Annotated in this window: 16 protein-coding genes; 12 read left to right on the top strand and 4 right to left on the bottom strand. The window is 63.1% G+C overall.

The genetic code is table 11. The features are described 5' to 3' along the window. Nucleotides 1–25: 25 nt before the first annotated feature. Both J2887_RS16680 and J2887_RS16675 read left to right on the top strand, forming a co-directional pair. On the top strand, nt 26–1126 hold the full coding sequence (locus J2887_RS16680) for an AI-2E family transporter (RefSeq protein ID WP_227172219.1): 1101 nt from the start codon (nt 26–28) through the stop codon (nt 1124–1126). A 121-nt stretch (nt 1127–1247) separates the two neighbouring features. Further along, complete coding sequence (locus tag J2887_RS16675; protein WP_227172218.1) at nt 1248–1655, top strand: peptidoglycan-binding domain-containing protein; 408 nt, start codon at nt 1248–1250, stop codon at nt 1653–1655. A 94-nt stretch (nt 1656–1749) separates the two neighbouring features. Here J2887_RS16675 and ilvD read toward each other — a convergent pair whose 3' ends face one another. Next, nucleotides 1750–3585, bottom strand: a complete 1836-nt coding sequence (gene ilvD, locus J2887_RS16670; RefSeq protein WP_227172217.1) for a dihydroxy-acid dehydratase — start codon at nt 3583–3585, stop codon at nt 1750–1752. Nucleotides 3586–3959: 374 nt separating this feature from the next. On the opposite strand from ilvD, the gene J2887_RS16665 reads away from it, so the two are divergent. Both J2887_RS16665 and J2887_RS16660 read left to right on the top strand, forming a co-directional pair. Further along, entirely contained in the window at nt 3960–5216 is a 1257-nt protein-coding gene (locus J2887_RS16665) for an HDOD domain-containing protein (protein ID WP_227172216.1), read from the top strand. An 18-nt stretch (nt 5217–5234) separates the two neighbouring features. After that, the gene (locus J2887_RS16660) at nt 5235–5822 is read left to right on the top strand and encodes an LON peptidase substrate-binding domain-containing protein (protein WP_227172215.1); all 588 of its coding nucleotides are present in this window, start codon (nt 5235–5237) and stop codon (nt 5820–5822) included. Between the two features lie 34 nt (nt 5823–5856). Here the strand turns inward: J2887_RS16660 and J2887_RS16655 are convergent, their stop codons facing one another. Genes J2887_RS16655 through J2887_RS16645 form a run of 3 tightly spaced genes read right to left on the bottom strand, consistent with a single transcriptional unit; the run spans nt 5857 to nt 9304 of the window. Next, nucleotides 5857–7305 carry a bifunctional DedA family/phosphatase PAP2 family protein gene (locus J2887_RS16655; protein WP_227172214.1) on the bottom strand — a complete coding sequence of 483 codons (1449 nt, stop codon included), beginning with the start codon at nt 7303–7305 and terminating at the stop codon, nt 5857–5859. Beyond that, nucleotides 7302–8300, bottom strand: a complete 999-nt coding sequence (locus tag J2887_RS16650; RefSeq protein ID WP_227172213.1) for a GGDEF domain-containing protein — start codon at nt 8298–8300, stop codon at nt 7302–7304. Before J2887_RS16650 ends, J2887_RS16655 begins: the two co-directional genes overlap by 4 nt. Beyond that, entirely contained in the window at nt 8297–9304 is a 1008-nt protein-coding gene (locus tag J2887_RS16645) for a GGDEF domain-containing protein (RefSeq protein WP_227172212.1), read from the bottom strand. Before J2887_RS16645 ends, J2887_RS16650 begins: the two co-directional genes overlap by 4 nt. A 190-nt stretch (nt 9305–9494) precedes the next feature. Here J2887_RS16645 and J2887_RS16640 point away from each other — a divergent pair, with 190 nt between their 5' ends. The 8 genes from J2887_RS16640 (at nt 9495) to J2887_RS16605 (ending at nt 17714) form a co-directional block, all read left to right on the top strand. Next, complete coding sequence (locus J2887_RS16640; RefSeq protein WP_227172211.1) at nt 9495–10751, top strand: glutamate-5-semialdehyde dehydrogenase; 1257 nt, start codon at nt 9495–9497, stop codon at nt 10749–10751. A 23-nt stretch (nt 10752–10774) separates the two neighbouring features. Further along, nucleotides 10775–11440: a nicotinate-nucleotide adenylyltransferase gene (gene nadD / locus J2887_RS16635; protein WP_227172210.1), complete on the top strand. Its 666-nt coding sequence runs from the start codon at nt 10775–10777 to the stop codon at nt 11438–11440. 70 nt (nt 11441–11510) lie between these two features. Further along, nucleotides 11511–11861: a ribosome silencing factor gene (gene rsfS / locus J2887_RS16630; protein WP_227172209.1), complete on the top strand. Its 351-nt coding sequence runs from the start codon at nt 11511–11513 to the stop codon at nt 11859–11861. Next, complete coding sequence (rlmH, locus tag J2887_RS16625; protein ID WP_227172208.1) at nt 11861–12331, top strand: 23S rRNA (pseudouridine(1915)-N(3))-methyltransferase RlmH; 471 nt, start codon at nt 11861–11863, stop codon at nt 12329–12331. The genes rsfS and rlmH overlap by 1 nt, the downstream gene beginning before the upstream one ends. Before the next feature lie 9 nt (nt 12332–12340). Further along, nucleotides 12341–14236, top strand: coding sequence for a penicillin-binding protein 2 (gene mrdA, locus J2887_RS16620; protein ID WP_227172207.1), 1896 nt, complete (start codon nt 12341–12343; stop codon nt 14234–14236). Then, complete coding sequence (rodA, locus tag J2887_RS16615) at nt 14233–15375, top strand: rod shape-determining protein RodA (RefSeq protein ID WP_227172206.1); 1143 nt, start codon at nt 14233–14235, stop codon at nt 15373–15375. Before mrdA ends, rodA begins: the two co-directional genes overlap by 4 nt. A gap of 230 nt (nt 15376–15605) precedes the next feature. Then, nucleotides 15606–16463 carry a septal ring lytic transglycosylase RlpA family protein gene (locus J2887_RS16610; RefSeq protein ID WP_227176157.1) on the top strand — a complete coding sequence of 286 codons (858 nt, stop codon included), beginning with the start codon at nt 15606–15608 and terminating at the stop codon, nt 16461–16463. Nucleotides 16464–16547: 84 nt separating this feature from the next. Further along, the gene (locus J2887_RS16605; protein WP_227172205.1) at nt 16548–17714 is read left to right on the top strand and encodes a D-alanyl-D-alanine carboxypeptidase family protein; all 1167 of its coding nucleotides are present in this window, start codon (nt 16548–16550) and stop codon (nt 17712–17714) included. Nucleotides 17715–17741 lie beyond the last annotated feature (27 nt).

Here is a 17741-nt window from a genome sequence, read left to right as displayed (position 1 = left end):
CACGGATAACCTTGAGGAACTGCGAATGTACGAAAAACTGGAAACACGGACTTTTCTGGCCTTGCTGGTTGGGGTGTCGCTTGCCTTCGTGTTGCTGATGAAGCCCTTCTTTGGCCCGATCTTCTGGGCGGTGGCGATTGCACTGATCTTCCACCCGGTACAGCAGTGGTTGCTGCGACGGATTGGAGACCGGCCCAACACTGTGGCGTTGCTAACCCTCACCCTGTGTATGGTGATTGTGGTGATTCCGGTGATTGTGCTGATCACCTCGCTGGTGGCGGAAGGGGTATCGCTGTACCAGCAGATCCAGGACGGCGAGCTGCGACCGGGGGAGTACATCGACAAGGTGACCCAGTCATTTCCGGCCATTCAGTCTCTGTTGAACCAGTTTGATATCGATCTCAGTGGTCTGCGGGAGCGGGCCGTCAATGCATTCGTTGGCGGCAGTCAGTTCCTCGCCAAGCAGGCCCTGGGGGTAGGGCAGAACACCTTCCAGTTCTTCCTCAGTCTGGCACTGATGGTGTACCTCGCGTTCTTCCTGCTGCGGGATGGTCACAAGCTGGTGGAGCTGTTGATCAAGGCGCTGCCGCTGGGGGATGCCCGCGAGCGGCTGCTGTTCGCCAAGTTCGCCGAAGTGACCCGGGCCACGGTCAAGGGCAACCTGTTGATCGCCATCATTCAGGGTGCCCTGGGGGGCTTTATTTTCTGGGTGCTCGGCATCAAGGGCGCGCTGCTGTGGGGGGTGGTGATGGCCATCGTCTCACTGCTGCCAGCAGTTGGGGCGGCCATTGTCTGGGTGCCGGCCGCGGTGTATCTGTTTGCGGTTGGCGACTGGGTGCAGGCCACGGTGCTGACGGCGTTTGGGGTGGTGGTGATTGGCCTGGCGGACAACATCCTGCGGCCGATCTTTGTTGGGCGTGACACCAAGCTGCCGGACTACATCGTGTTGCTGTCGACCCTTGGCGGGATTGTGATGTTCGGCATCAATGGCTTTGTCATGGGGCCGCTGGTGGCGGCGCTGTTCATGGCGTTCTGGGGTATCTTCATTCGCGAGTTCGGTGAGCATGACACCACCCTGGGGCTGGGGCCGAGGGACTTGCCTGACGACGACTCGTCGGCGACCTGACGGACACAGATCTGTCGACAGGCGGTCGCTCTGACTCTGTGATATGGTGATTGCGGGCGTCGTGTTCTTATGCCGTGCTCGCGGCCCCAACAATAATAAGGATGATATCCAGGAGACAGGCATGCACTCGTTGAAAGACCTCCGTTCCCTTATCGCCACATCCGTGCTCGCCGCCGGCACCGCCATGGTGTCGCTGCCCGCGACGGCCGCCAACGATGTGGTCGCCCTCAAGAATGCCCTCTACGGCGCCGGTTACGACATCCGAAATGTCAGCGCCTCCATGGACAACAGTACCCGCGCCGCACTGCGGGCTTTTCAGCGTGATCAGGCCGGGCTTCAGGTCAGCGGCGAGCTGGATGAGCCCACCAAGAAGGCTCTGGGCATGGTGGAAGTGAAACTGGCCGCTGCACCCCGTGCCGAAGACGAGCCAGTTACTGCGAGCGCTGCGGCTGAGCTCGAGCCGGAAGACGCGGTGGTGGAAGACGATGTGATCGAGGAAGACGAGGACGGCGGCTGGTCGTTCTTCTGAGTCTCGGTGACTCTGTGTCTCGGCCTGCAGTCCCCGGTGACAGCAGGTCGACGCCACGTTCTGGCGCCGACCTGCCTGATGGCGTGCTGGGGGATCAGTCGAGCTTGCTGAGATCCCGCACTGCGCCTTTGTCGGCACTGGTGGCCAGCAGGGCGTAAGCCTTGAGCGCCGCCGATACCTTGCGGGCGCGGGGCTGGGCCGGCTTCCAGCCTTGCTGGTCGCGCTCAGCACGGCGACGATCCAGCTCGTCCTTGTCGAGCTGCACATTGATGCTGCGGTTGGGGATGTCGATCACGATGGTGTCACCGTTCTCGATCAGCCCGATCGCACCGCCTGCCGCGGCTTCCGGTGAGGCATGCCCGATGGACAGCCCGGAGGTGCCGCCGGAGAAACGGCCGTCGGTCAGCAGCGCGCAGTTTTTGCCCAGCCCCTTGGATTTGAGGTAGCTGGTGGGGTAGAGCATTTCCTGCATGCCCGGCCCGCCTTTGGGGCCTTCGTAGCGAATAATCACCACCTCGCCGGCCTGGACCTCATCCTCAAGAATGCCGTGAACCGCGGCGTCCTGGCTTTCATAGACCCGTGCCTGTCCCTCGAAGACGTAGATGCTCTCATCCACACCTGCGGTTTTCACCACGCAGCCGTCTTCGGCAATGTTGCCGTACAGCACCGCGAGACCGCCCTCGGTGGAGTAGGCATTCTCCAGCGACCGGATGCAGCCGTTGGCGCGGTCGCCGTCCAGCGACGGCCAGCGGGTGCTCTGGCTGAAGGCCTGCTGGGTGGGGATGCCAGCTGGCCCGGCTTTGTACATTTCCACCACCGCCTCGGAGGGCTGGCGCATGATGTCCCAGGCGTCCAAGGCATCGCCCAGGGTTTTACTGTGCACGGTTGGCAGGCTGGTGTTGAGCAATCCGGCCCGGTCCAGTTCACCCAGGATGCCCATGATGCCGCCGGCCCGGTGGACGTCTTCCATATGGTACTTGGGTGAGTTGGGGGCGACCTTGCACAGCTGAGGCACCTTGCGGGACAGCTGGTCAATGTGGCTCAGGTCGAAGCCGACGCCGGCTTCCTGGGCTGCCGCCAGCAGGTGCAGGATGGTGTTGGTAGAGCCGCCCATGGCAATGTCCAGCACCATGGCGTTCTCGAACGCCGCCATGGAGGCGATGCTCAGCGGCAGTACGCTGGCGTCGTCCTCTTCGTAGTAGCGCTTGGCGTTGGCGACGATCTGGCGACCGGCCTGCAGGAACAGCTGCTCGCGGTCGGCGTGGGTTGCCAGCAATGAGCCGTTGCCCGGCAGCGACAGGCCGATGGCCTCGGTCAGGCAGTTCATGGAGTTGGCAGTGAACATGCCGGAGCAGGAGCCGCAGGTGGGGCAGGCGCTACGCTCATATTCTTCCACCTGCTCGTCGCTGGCGTTGGGATCTGCGGCAATCACCATGGCGTCCACCAGATCGAGCTTGTGCTCGGAAAGCTTGGTCTTGCCCGCTTCCATTGGTCCGCCGGAAACAAAAACGGTGGGAATGTTCAGGCGCATGGCGGCCAACAGCATTCCCGGGGTGATCTTGTCGCAGTTGGAAATGCACACCAGGGCGTCCGCGCAGTGGGCATTGACCATGTATTCCACCGAGTCGGCAATGATCTCCCGCGAAGGCAGCGAGTACAGCATGCCGTCGTGACCCATGGCGATGCCGTCATCCACTGCAATGGTGTTGAATTCTTTCGCCACACCGCCGGCTTCTTCAATCTCCCGGGCGACTAGTTGGCCGAGATCTTTCAGGTGGACGTGGCCGGGCACAAACTGGGTGAAGGAGTTGGCGATTGCGATGATCGGTTTGCCAAAATCTTCGTTCTTCATGCCGGTGGCACGCCAGAGCGCGCGGGCGCCAGCCATATTGCGGCCGGCGGTGGAAGTCTTTGAGCGGTACTGTGGCATCGGGATGGATCTCTCGTCATCGGTGAGTTACGCAGCCCCCGGTGTCAGCGTCACTTCGTCGGTTCTGCGCGTCGAGTAAAAGACGGCCCGGGGTAACCTCAGAGCATACCAGATTCCCCTATTAGTGTTGCTAGGGCAATAAAGGCTTAAGGCGCCTCTGATTAACTCCGGACCATCTCTGACCGAAATCTTCGGCGGCTGCAGGTCAACAGAAAAGTCAATGCCGTGGTTGTTTTGTACTGGTGATATTACAATGGTTAACATTGTGTTGCCGCGTTTCCCTCTGGATAGGGAACATCATGGCCGTTCTGCGGTCTGGCTCTGTCGGATCACCACCATCCGTCCCTCAGAACTCATGTTGAAGGAGAGTGCTTATGTCTGGCCAGGAAACCGCGCCAGCTCGTCGTCTCAAGCAGTTTCAGCCGTTGAACCGGTTGACCGACGATCAGTTGGTCCTGCTGGCCAGCCGTGCCGAACATCGCAAGCTGGCTCCTGGTCAGAAGGTCATGGAGCGGGGCGCCCGGGACGGACTGGACTTCTTCCTGCTGGCGGGGTCGGTGGAGCTGGAGTCGATAGACGGTCGCCGCTCCCGTATCCAGGCGGGCAGTGACCAGGCGGTTAATGCCGTTGCCCGCCTGCAGCCTCGAATGTACGACGTGCTTGCCACCCAGCCCTGCGAATTCCTGGTGGTGGAGCAGGATGTGCTGAACCAGATGCTGCGAACCGCGCCGGTGAATCAGGTGGATATGGACAGCAGCACTGACGAGGGCGGAGAACCGGACGAAGAACATCAACTGATGATGGAGTTCTACGCCGATCTGCGTTCCAACCAGTTGACTCTGCCGAGTGTACCCGATGTGGCCTGGAAAGTGCGTCGCATGGCGGATCGGGAAGACTCCACCGCCGACCAGATTGCCAGCGCCATCACCGCCGACCCGTCGATGGCGGCGAAGCTGGTGCGGGCCTGCAACAGTCCGCTCTACCGGGGTTTCAATGACGTTCGCAACGTTCGTGAGGCGGTGGTGCGGCTGGGCACCAACACCACCCGGCAACTGGTGACCGTGTTCGCGTTACGGGAAGTGTTCCAGAGTCGCCAGCCGTTACTGCAAAAAACCATGGAAGATTTGTGGAAACGGTCCCGGGAAGTGGCGGCGCTGTCCTGGGTACTGGCGGACAGTGTCACCCGGATCAACCCGGAAGAGGCCTTGCTGGCGGGGCTACTGCACGACATTGGTGTGGTGCCGGTGGTGGTTCATGCCGAACGCCACGTCAACCTGTTTGCCGATGAGGTCAATCTCAAGCGGGCGATCGGTGAATTGCGCGGTGACGTTGGTGCTGCGGTGCTGGAGAACTGGAACTTCCCGGCCAGCTTCGTGGAAGCCGCCCGCTACGCCGACGACTGGGAGTACGAGTGCCGAGAGGCCGCACCGCAATTGGTGGACGTGGTCATCGTTGCCCGCCTGCACGCCTTGATTGGCGCCAACCAGAGCGCTAACCTGCCCCGGTTTGAACAGGTGCCGGCCTACCGCCGCCTGGGTGAGCTGGAACTGAATGTGTCCCGCAGCCTCAAGCTGCTGACGGAGGCCCGGGCCCGGATCGACGAGGTCCAGCAACTGTTGTCGATTCACTAGCCTGGAGCTGCAATCGCCGTGACCCTGTCAACCCAGCACGTACCGCTGTTTCCCCTCAACTCCGTTATCCTGCCCCAGGGGCGGATACCGCTGCAGCTGTTTGAACCGCGATACATCGATATGCTGACCCGCTGCCTGAAGGAAGAGCGGGGCTTCGTGGTGGTGCTGCTGCGGGAAGGCGGGGAAGCTTCGCTCCAGGCGTCGTTCTATGACATTGGTACCTATGTCCGCATTGTGGATTTCCGTCAGCTGGAAAATGGCCTGCTGGGCATCACGGTGGAAGGCGACCGCAAGGTGGTGGTTGAGCACAGCTGGCAGGCGCCTGACGGTCTTCACCTTGGCAACCTGACACCGCTGGATGACGAGCCCGAGGTGGCGGTTCCAGATGAATTTGGCGAGCTGCCGCTGGTACTGAAGGCGCTGTGCCGGCATCCGGTGGTCCGGGAACTGGAGATGGCTGTGGACTATGCCGATGCCCGCATGGTGGGGTGGCGGTTGACCGAGCTGCTGCCAATTCATAAGGACGAAAAACAGCGGTTGCTGGAGCTGCACGATCCGGTCGAGCGGCTGGCGCAACTGGCCGAACTGGTCGACGAGCTGGACTGAAACGCCGCTGTTTAACTCACCGCCGCGCGCCGTGCTACCGCAGCTGGTAGGCCGCCATGGCAGTATCCCAGGTAATCGCCAGATAGCCGGTTACCCACCCCGTCAAGATCAGCAGCGCCAGGCCCAGTACCACATCCATTCCCAGCGGCACCTGATCATAGCGGCTGTAACTGGCACGCACGAAACCGCAGATTGACAGCCCCAGCAGCAGCCCACCCACCACATCGGTAAACCAGTGCACCCCGAGGTAAAGCCGTGACAGGGCGATCAGCACCATCGGCACACTGAACACCAGATAGATCCGCCAGCGTCGGCGGGCCCCGAACTCTCTGGCGACAAAGCTGGCCAGCAGCCCCAGGGTAACGGTGATGCCGGTGGTATGGCCGCTGGGGAAGGCGCCCGAGCCGGGCGGCTGGGCGACCAGCTCGGGCCGGGGGATGGCAAAACCCGCTTTCATGGCGGCAACCAGGATGGTGGTGGCGACACAGGCCAGGAAGGCATGGGCGGCGGCGGCGTAGTAACCGCGAAAGCCAAGGGCCAGGGCCGCCATCAGTGCCAGTGCCAGCAGCACCGGCGGGTCGCCGATCCGGGTCAGCAGCACCATGGCCGGGTCCAGCCAGGGGTGGCGCAGGATGCTGAAGAAGCCGGCGGTCCAGTGATTGAGCGCATCCAGTTGACTGGTTGCCGATACCAGCAGCGACCAGATCAGAAACAGCGCACCGCAGCCTAGGGCGAGCATCACCGATGGCAGCGGAAACTCCCCGCCGGAGGCCGGCCGCTCACTGCTGAGCCCGCGCCAGAACCGGTGGGTGCTGTTGTAGCGGGCCATCAGGGTCGCCAGTTGCTGGTACAGCCGGCTGTCGCTGTTGAGCCCCAGCTGGAACCGGAACAGCATCAGGTAGATCGCCATCAGTACCAGCAGGCTGCCGCCGAGTACCGGGTAGAAATGCGGCGGCAGGTCGAGGTGCTGGCCGAGAGCGCTGCCCACCAGGTAACCCGGGAGAATGTAGGCCGGCGCCCAACCGATTGCTGACAGGATGTTGAAGGCAAGGAATCGGCGGGACGGCATCATCAATGCCCCGGCTACCAGCGGAATGACCGGACGGATGGGGCCGACGAAGCGGCCGATGACCACGCTCTTGCCGCCGTGGAGATGGAAGAACCGTTCCCCCCGGTCGAGCAGGGCGGGGTAGCGGCGAAACGGCCAGACCCGGTCCAGCCCGCCCTGGAAGCGCCGTCCCAGCCAGAAACTGATGCCATCACCAGCGACAGCGCCGAGCCCCGCCCAGGCCAGCGCCTGCCACAAGGGCATGCCGGTCTGCCCCGCGAGGGCGGCAATGGCGAACAGGATGGCGACCCCAGGTACCACGATCCCTGCAATCGCCAGGGACTCCAGGAAAGCCACCAGTGCCAGGGCCAGCGCCAGCCAGCCAGGGTGGGCCGCCAGCCAGTCGAGCAGGGGTTGAAGGCTGTCGCCGGTCATGCGCTGGGCGGCTCTCCGACACTGTACCAGATCGAATCATGACCCCGTCGGCGAGCCTCTGAAAGCGCATGGCAGGCCCGTTTGCGAAGGGCGTCGGCGAGGTTGTCGGTGTCAATCCGGGTGGTGCAGCCGAGGGAGAAGGTGGTGCTGCCCACCACCGGCCACTCCCGTTCGGCGATGGAGCGTCGGACCCGCTCGGCGATCACGCGAACGCCTTCCTCGGGGGTAAACGGCAGGATCAGGAAAAACTCGCCCTGGCCCAGGGTGTACAGGGTGTCGCCCGCCCGGATGACACCAAACAGGTGCTGGGTCACCTCACGATAGAACACTGCCAGACCGGCTTCGCCGTGGAGGTCCCGGTTCTGGTCCAGGTAATCCATGCCCAGGGCAATCACCGACAGCGGGTGGCCGGTGAAGTTGCTGCGGCTGATTTCCTTCTGCAGAGTCTCGTCCAGAAAGCGGGCGTTGTGGGCACCGGTGACCGGGTCGGTAATGGCCAGGTCCTCGGCTGACTGGGCCATATGGTCGTAATGCCAGATGTACAGTGCGCCGGCGCTGATTAGGATGATGGCGGCGAAGCCAACCAGCACAGCGTCCGACAGGCTTTGGTGGATCAGCAGGAACAGGGTCAGCAGGGTCGCCGTCAGCAGCGACAGGATCAGGCCGTGGCGCAACGGCAGGATCAACAGGTTGAGCACCAGCAGAGGCAGACACCAGTGGCTGATATCGGCGTGGTCCAGGGTGAACAGGGCGGCCACGACAATTCCGTTGAGGGCCGCCAGAATGAAACCGTGGCCGGGGGCCCTTAGCTGCTGGCGCCGGGCCAGGACGGTGTAGGCTATGCCCGCCAGGGTGAGCAGGGCCAGGCCGCTGGCAAGATAGAACAGCGGGTAGAAGCCGTAGCGCAGGTTCTGCATCGCCAGCACAGCAATGAACAGGGTGGTCAGGCCGTAGCCCGCCAGGTGGGTGTAGGTGCGAAGGCGGGTTTCGGTCACGGTGTGACTCCCTTGGCCGGTGTTGCCTGGGACTCAGACCAGGTGCTGTAGGACTGGACGCGGTTGCCGCCCTGCTGCTGCGCCCGGCGCAGGGCATTGCCCACCGACAGTTGCAGGCTGTCAGCGTCATCGCCAATGTTGAGCCCGGCAATCCCGGCACTGGCGGTGAGCTTGAGGCCATGGGAGCCCAGCAGGGTGCCCAGTCCCTTGCGGATCTGTTCAGCACGCTGGGCGGCATCGGCGGTGGCGATGCCTGGCAGGATCACCAGGAACTGCAGGTCGGCAACGCGGTAGTAGCTGTCAAAGTCCCGCAGTTGCGAATGCAGAAAGCGTCCGATTCGCGGCAGCACCGAGCGGATGTCTTCGTCGGCATCGCTGTCGCTGAGGTGGCTATCCAGGCCAATCAGCACCACCGACATGTCGGTGCCTTCACGCTCGCTGCGCTGGATTTCCTTGTGCAGGTCGGCGGACAGGTATTCCCGGCTGGCGGCCTGGGTGAGTTCGTCGGTGCGGCGCAGTGGTGCCAGTTGTCGGGCCTTGTACTCACGCAGGTATACCAGCAGGCCGGACAGGGCCAGGGTCAGCAGCAGCGAACTGATGAACTGGTGTCGAACCGGATCGCCCACGGCGACCTGGTTGGCGACCATCACCGCACCCACGCAGAACAGGCTCAGCAGCGAGGCCCAGCTCAGCGGCAGCAGACCGAATGCGATCAGTGGCAGGGCATACAGCCAATGGCCAATGGTCCAGGGTGTTTGCCACAGGCTGCCGCAGAGCAGCAGGGTGAGGGCGATCAGTAACCCCCGGGTCAGCGACTGCCAGGGCTGGCGTGGCCGGTCCGGGCCAAAGGCCGGAGTGGTCCAGATCAGTGCCGCTGCCAGCAGTGCCGCCACGCCGGCCACCCAGAGGCTGGTCGCCAGGGCATACAGCGCCAGTATCATCAGGGCGCCGCAGCCTATGCGGGCAAATCGCCTCAGCAGAAATAAGTCGGCCATCTGGCCCATGATGTCGATCCTTTCGTCGGCGTCTGTGGCGTTATCATAAACGTTTGCGAGCCCCTGAATAAATCCGAATCGCCGGGGATTGGCGGTGTGTCGCGAACGGCGAGATGTCCGGAGACCGCGTCCACGGGGTGCGTACTTTACCCGGTACAGGTAAAGTAGGGCGTTCTATGTTTCTAGCTGGGGTAATGAGATGGAAATTGCAGCATACATGGCGGAACTGGGCGAGCAGGCAAGGGCCGCAGCGACCCTGGTGGCGCGCTCGACCACCGCGATGCGCAACCAGGCCTTGCTGGCGACGGCTGAGGCTCTGGACGCCGCCCGCGATGAACTCACCATGGCCAACATCAAGGATCTGGACAAGGGGCGTGAAAACGGCCTGGACCCGGCCATGCTGGATCGCCTGGAGCTGACCCCGGCTCGCATCGACACCATGATCGAGGGCCTGCGCCAGGTCGCCTCATTGCCAGACCCGATTGGTGAGATCACCGACATGACCTATCGTCCGTCCGGTATCCAGGTCGGGCGGATGCGGGTGCCACTGGGAGTTATCGGCATTATTTACGAATCCCGCCCCAATGTGACGGTGGAAGCCGCCAGCCTGTGTCTCAAGTCCGGCAACGCGGCCATTCTGCGGGGCGGTTCCGAATCCATTCACTCCAATCAGGCCGTTGCCGCGTGCCTGGCGCGGGGGCTGGCGGAGGCCGGCCTGCCGGAGACCTCGGTGCAGGTGGTCAAAACCACCGATCGGGCTGCGGTGGGTGAGTTGATCACCATACCGCAGTACGTCGATGTGATCGTGCCGCGCGGCGGCAAGGGCCTGATCGAGCGCATCAGCGCTGACGCCAGGGTGCCGGTGATCAAGCATCTGGACGGTATCTGCCACGTCTACATCGATAGTCATGCCGATCCGGAGAAGGCTCTGGCCGTGGCCGTCAACGCCAAGACCCAGCGGTACGGTACCTGCAACACCATGGAAACCCTGCTGGTCGATGAGGAAATTGCAGCCGACCTGTTGCCGCTGTTGGCGGAAGCTTTCAGTGCCAAGGACGTAGAGCTGCGTGGTTGCCCCGCGACCCAGGCAATCCTGCCACAGGTTGTGGCGGCCACGGAGGCGGACTGGAGTGAGGAGTACCTGGCCCCGATCCTGGCGGTCAAAGTGGTGGCGGGCCTGGATGCTGCGATTGCCCACATCAACCGCTACAGCTCCCAGCACACCGACTGCATTGTGACCGAGAACTTTACCCGGGCGCGCCGGTTCCTGACTGAGGTGGATTCCAGCTCGGTGATGGTCAATGCCTCGACACGCTTTGCGGATGGTTTCGAGTACGGGCTGGGAGCGGAGATCGGCATCTCCACCGACAAGATCCACGCCCGTGGTCCGGTTGGTCTGGAAGGTCTGACATCACAGAAATATGTGGTGTTTGGTGACGGTCACATCCGTACCTGATCCGGCGGTCAGCTGAGGCGGTTATGCACGTAATCTACGGCGGCACCTTCGATCCGGTACACAACGGTCACCTGCGGCTGGCGGTGGAGTTGCGGGAGCGGTTGCAGGTGCCGGCGCTCAGCCTGGTGCCCTGCCACATTCCGCCGCATCGGGCCAGCCCTGGCGCCACCAGCGCCGACCGCCTGGCGCTGCTGCAGCTGGCGGTGGACGGAGAGCCTGGGTTGCGGATCGATGATCAGGAACTGACTCGTGACGGTGCCTCCTACACCGCCATCACTCTGCGGCAGTTGCGGGCCGAGCTGGGGCCGGAAGAGCCCCTTGTGATGGTGGTGGGTACCGACGCCTTCGCCGGTTTTGACCGCTGGCAGGACTGGCAGCAGATTCCCCAACTGGCCCACCTGCTGGTAATAGCCCGTCCCGGCGTTGAGCTTGACCCGGACAGTGCGCCGGCACGATTGCTCGCCGAGCGCCATTGTGCCGACCTGTCAGCGCTGCACCAGGCCCCGGCCGGACACTGTCATTTTCTGGAGTTGCCGCTGTTGGAGATCTCCGCCACCGGTGTGCGGGAGCGTATCGCCGATGGCCGTTCGCCCCGTTACCTGATCCCGGATGCGGTGTGGCAGGCGATTCGCCAGCGCGGGTTGTATCGTTATTGCGGCGATCGCCAGTCGTCTGGCCACGTTTCTTAGTGCTACAATCCCGCCTTGAGACGACATTGAGGTCGACGGCGCCCGCCGCCGGCCCACTAACAGGGTGATTATGCAGGCAGAGCAGCTTAGAGATTTGGTGGTAACCGCGCTGGAAAACATCAAGGCGCAGGACATCAGCGTGATCGATGTCCGCGACCGAACCAGCGTGACCGATTACATGGTGTTGGCTTCCGGCACCTCCAACCGGCACGTCCGATCACTAGCGGAATCCGTGGTCGAAGAGGCCAAGGAGCAGGGCGTTCGCGCCGCCAATGTGGAAGGGGACAAGGCCAGTGACTGGATCCTGGTGGACCTCGGCGACGTGGTGTTGCACGTGATGATGCCAGCGACCCGGGAATTCTACGATCTGGAGCGCTTCTGGCGCGATGCTCCCGACCTGGGTGCGGCTGGCAGCGAATAATGCGGCTGCGCCTTTTGTGCGTCGGCCAGAAGATGCCGGACTGGGTCACCCAGGGCTATCAGGAATACGCCCGGCGGATGCCACCGGAGCTGCCCCTGGAACTGACCGAGATTGCCATGGCGCACCGGGGCAAGAACCCGGACATTCCCCGGCTGATGCAGAAAGAGGGCGACAGCCTGCTGGCGGCTGCCGGCGAGCGCGACCGGGTGGTGGCGCTGGAAGTGGGCGGTCGGCCCTGGTCGACGGAGAAACTCGCCCAGCAACTGGAAGCCTGGCAGCTCGATGGTCGTGATGTCAGCTTCCTGGTGGGCGGGCCGGATGGCCTGCCTCAGGCCTGTCGTGAACGGGCTGACCAGCTGTGGTCGCTGTCGCCGCTGACCCTGCCTCATCCGCTGGTGCGTATCCTGCTGGCTGAGCAGCTGTATCGCGCCTGGAGCATTACCCGCAACCACCCGTACCACCGCGCTTAGGAAACCGCCATGCCCTGGGGCGAGTTCAAAGACACCGCCGCCGAGCGCCGCCTGTTCCAGCGTCGGTCGCTGGTGGCACTGGCGATCGTGCTGCTGATGCTGGGCGGGCTGGTGGCGCGGATGTACCAGCTGCAGGTAGTGGAGCATGACACCTACACCACCCTGTCGGACAAGAACCGGGTTCAGGTGCAATCGGTTCCTCCCACCCGTGGTCTGATCTACGATCGTAACGATACCCTGCTGGCGGAGAATCGTCCGGTCTTCAGTGTCACCATCGTGCCCGAGCGGGTGCCGGACCTGGAGGCCACCCTCGCCACACTGTCACGTCTGCTCAGTGTCTCCGAGGAGGATGTGGAGCGCTTCAAGCGGCGAATGCACGAACCCCGCCGGCCCTATCAGGCGCTGCCCCTGCGCTATGATCTCAACGAACAGGAAATTGCCGCACTGGCGGTGCACCGTCACGAGCTGCCCGGAGTGGAAGTGGCTGCGGAGCTGGTGCGCTACTATCCCCACGGCGAGATTACATCCCACGCGCTGGGCTATGTTGGCCGCATCAATCGGGAAGAGCTGCAACGGATTGATCCGGTGAACTACGCCGGGACCAACTACATCGGCAAGTCCGGCATCGAATCTTTCTACGAAGACAAGCTCCACGGTAAGGTGGGTTACCAACACGTGGAAACCAACGCCCGTGGCCGTACCCTGAGGGTGTTGTCTCGGGAGAATCCGGTGCCTGGGGAAGACCTCAAGCTGCACCTGGACCTGCGTCTGCAAAAACTGGCCTACCAACTGCTGGACGGTCGTCGCGGAGCGATTGTTGCGATTGATCCGGAGTCCGGCGGCCTGCTGGCCCTGGCCAGTGTGCCGGGGTTCGATGCCAACCTCTTCGTCACCGGCATCAGCGTGGCGGCCTACCGCGAACTGAGCACCTCCCACGACAAGCCATTGTTCAACCGGGCGTTGCGGGGGCAGTATCCGCCCGGGTCCACCATCAAGCCGATGATGGCAGTGGCGGCTCTCGACAGCGGCGTGACCACCCGGGAACGGGAAGTGTGGGACCCGGGCTACTTTCAGCTCAAATCCGGTGGTCGTCGCTATCGCGACTGGAAGCGTGGCGGTCACGGCTGGGTCGACCTGACCCGGTCGATGGCGGAATCCTGTGATATCTATTACTACGATGCCGCCGTGCGGATGGGCATCGATACCATGTACGAGTACCTAGACCAGTTCGGCTTCGGCGAGGACACCTCGCTGGACGTCCGTGGTGCGCTGCCCGGGCTGCTGCCGTCCCGGGACTGGAAGCGGGCTACCCGCAACGAACCCTGGTACCCGGGGGATTCGGTCAATCTGGGCATTGGGCAGGGCTTTATGCTGGCGACTCCGCTGCAACTGGCAACTGCCACCGCGGTGATGGCCAACCGGGGACAGTGGGTGCAGCCCAGGCTGCTGCGGGATGTGGTTGGTGACGACCCCCTCGCCGCGGTGTTGCCGGAGGCCACCCGGGAAGACATGGTGCTGAAGAATCAGGACGACTGGGAGTTTGTGGTGGATTCGATGGAGGAAGTCATGCACGGTCGTCGTGGCACGGCCCGGCGTTCCGGTGCTGGTGCTTCCTACCGCATGGCGGGCAAGACCGGCACCGCCCAGGTGTTCAGTCTGGCCCAGGACGAAGAGTACGACGCCGACGAAATCCGCGAGCGGCTGCGGGATCATGCCCTGTTTGTCGGCTTTGCGCCGGTGGATGATCCTGAAATCGTGGTGTCGGTCATCGTCGAGAATGGCGGTGGTGGCAGCAGTACCGCGGCGCCGGTGGCCCGCGAACTGTTTGATGCCTGGATCGACGGCTTCCCGGAGGAGGACGAAGTGGTTTCCATCAGCGCACTGCCAACGGAGGGCGACCGGTGACCGGTAGTCAACTGTTCAGCCAGCGGGCCAACGGCGGCCTTGGCAGTCGTCGTGGGCTGTGGTCGATCCTGCACCTGGACCCGATTCTGTTGTTGCTTCTGCTGGTACTGGTTGCTGGCGGCATGGTCGTGCTTTACAGCGGCGCCGACCGTAACTTTGCCGTGGTGGAAGCCCAGGCGGTGCGGATGGGGGTGGCGTTGGTGGTGATGCTGGTGTTCGCCCAGCTTGATCCGTCAGTGTACCGGCGCTGGGCGCCATGGCTGTACCTGGTTGGGCTTGGCGCCCTGGTGGCAGTTCTGGCCGTGGGGGTGGGCGCAAAAGGTGCCCAGCGCTGGCTGGCACTGCCCGGTCTGCCCCGGTTCCAGCCCTCGGAGCTGATGAAGCTGGTGGTGCCGATGATGGCCGCCTGGTACCTGTCGCGGCACTTTTTACCGCCGAGGTTGTCCCAGGTGGCGATTGCCCTGGCCATTGTGCTGTTGCCGATGGGGCTGATCGTGCAGCAGCCGGATCTGGGGACCGCGTTGCTGGTCGGTGCCGCCGGGCTGTTTGTGGTGTTCTTTGCCGGCATCAGCTGGAAACTGATCACCGCCTTCCTGGGCATGGTGTCGGTGGCGGCGCCGCTGATGTGGTTCTTCGTGATGCGGGATTACCAGAAGCAGCGGGTTCTGACCCTGCTGGACCCGCAGAGTGACCCGCTGGGCGCCGGCTGGAACATTATCCAGTCGAAGACCGCCATCGGCTCCGGCGGCTGGAGTGGCAAGGGCTGGCTGCAGGGCACCCAGTCCCACCTTGAATTCCTGCCGGAAAGCCATACTGACTTCATCGTTGCGGTGCTGGCGGAGGAGTTCGGCTTCATCGGCATGCTGGTGTTGTTGTCGGTGTACCTGCTGATCATGTTGCGGTGCCTGTACATCGCGGTGAACGCTCAGGATTCGTTCGGCCGGCTGCTGGCCGGGGCGCTGACGATGACCTTCTTTATCTATATTTTTGTCAACATCGGCATGGTCAGTGGTCTGCTGCCGGTGGTGGGGGTGCCGCTGCCGCTGATCAGTTATGGCGGAACCTCCAGCGTGACGTTGATGGCGGCGTTCGGGGTGCTGATGTCGATTCACACCCACCGGCGCATGATCACCGCCTAGGGCCAGGTGGATGCCGGGTAATGTTGGGCCTCGGGGCCGCGTGGTATGGTATCGACGCCCGGCCAGTCCGCGGACACGGGGGTGACACTGTGTGACCGGACAGGAACTGGTAGCATTGGCGTAGTGGGTATTGCCCCGGTAACGGGGTGGTTTAAGGGGTCGGAACTGGAACAGGAAAACGGTAGCCCGTGAAAGCTCAAGAAGTGCGCGGCCGTCCCTTCGGCTGGCTGATGGTGATAACGCTGATGATATGGTTGGCCGGCTGTACGTCCACGCCGAGCCAGGATTCACGCTATACCCTGTCCCAGGACCGGGCGCCGTCCGGGGAATTTGATGTCTCCGGGCTGGCGGACGCGGTCCCGCGTTATGAACCCCGTCGCTCCGCCGGCAACCGGTCCCCCTACACGGTCTGGGGCAAGCAGTACACGGTCATGGCCAGTGCCGACGGCTATCTTCAGCAGGGCGTGGCCAGCTGGTATGGCGAGAAGTTCCATGGCCACAAGACCTCCAACGGCGAAGTGTTCAACATGTACGCCATGTCGGCCGCCCACAAGAGCCTGCCCATTCCCAGCTACGCCCGGGTCACCAACCTGGATAACGGACGCTCGGTGATTGTGCGGGTGAACGATCGCGGTCCGTTCCATGACGACCGCCTGATTGACCTGTCCTACGCCGCGGCCAAGAAACTGGACTATCACAACCGGGGCACGGCCCGGGTTGAGGTGGCCGCCATCACGGTAACGCCGGATGGCGCTGTCTCCATTGCCGGCGAAGGCACCGTCAGCATGCCGTCAAACCCCGGATCTGCCGGGACCACGCCGGCTGTCACGCCAGCGTTGCCGCCGGGGAACGCCCTGTTTGTGCAGTTGGGTTCCTTCAGCAACCGGGACCCCGCCCAACGGCTGGCGGATCGTGCGGTCGCTCTGGTGGGACCGCAGGTACGGGTGCGGTCGGTGGAAACCGATGCCGGCCGCTTCCATCGGGTGCAGGTGGGTCCCTTCCAGGATTCCGATGTCGCATCACGGACCCGGCAGCAGTTGGCGGACCGGGGGTTTGTGGATTCCATTCTGCTTACGGACACCCGCTAACCCAGACCGGCTCAACCCTGGGCCAGGGGGAACCGCCCCTGGTCTTACTGAACCGAACTTGTATAACCAACGATGAACGGACCCATGGCACACATTTCTGTTACTCGCGCACTTTCCTTTGTCCTGTTGATGGTCCTGATGCCGGTCTTGCCGGCGATGGCACAGGCTCCCCTGATTCCTTCGCCGCCACAGATCGGCGCCAGCTCCTACATCCTGATGGACCCCCGCAGCGGCGATATCATCATGGAAGGCAACAGCGGCGAGCGTCTGCCGCCGGCCAGTCTGACCAAGATGATGACCGCCTACATCGTTGAGCGCGAGCTGGATGAGGGCCGTATCAGTCTCGACGACATGGTGCCTGTAAGCGTCAATGCCTGGAAAACCGAAGGTTCCCGGACGTTCGTGCGGGAAGGCACCCAAGTCAAGGTGGAAGATCTGCTCAAGGGGGTGATCATCCAGTCCGGCAACGATGCCTCGGTGGCGCTGGCGGAGTTTATTGCCGGCAGCGAGCAGGCTTTCACCGACATCATGAACCAGCAGGCGCAGTTGCTGGGCATGCGGGATACCCACTTTGCCAACGCCACCGGTCTGCCGTCCCCGGATCATTTTTCCACCGCCCACGATCTGGCGGTGCTGGCCCGTGCCATCATCAATGACTACCCGGACAACTACCCGATTTACGCCCAGAAGCATTTCACCTACAACAACATCCGTCAGCCCAACCGTAACTCGCTGCTGTGGCGCGACCCCAGCGTGGATGGCCTGAAGACCGGTCACACCGAAGAGGCGGGGTTCTGCCTGGTGGCTTCCGCTGTGCGTAACGACACCCGTCTGATTGCGGTGGTGATGGGTACGCCCAGCAACAACGCCCGGGCTCAGGAAGTGCAGAAGATGCTCAATTTCGGCTTCCGCTACTATGAGTCCCGCAAACTGTTCAGCGCTGGCCAGGAACTGCTGAACAGCCGTATCTGGGGCGGTCAGGCGGACAGCCTGTCACTGGGTGTGAAGGACGACGTCTTTGTCACCATTCCCCGCGGTTCGATGGATTCCCTGGAGTCGGTGGTGGATGTGGACACCGTGATCAAGGCGCCGGTCTCTGTAGGCGATGAGCTGGGACAGGTCCGGGTCAGCCTGGATGGCAAGACGGTGGTGGATCAGCCGGTGCTGGCTTTGCAGACCGTTGAGGAAGGCGGCCTGTTCAAGCGGCTCTGGGATGCCATCAAGCTGTTTTTCGTACAACTGTTTGCATGAGACCGGCACCAGCCAGCCGTGGAGGTA

Source organism: Marinobacter sp. CA1 (assembly GCF_020546665.1).
In the GTDB taxonomy this organism is placed as follows: domain Bacteria; phylum Pseudomonadota; class Gammaproteobacteria; order Pseudomonadales; family Oleiphilaceae; genus Marinobacter; species Marinobacter xestospongiae.
Note: the sequence above shows the minus strand (reverse complement) of the source record. Positions and strands in the feature narration are given on the sequence as shown.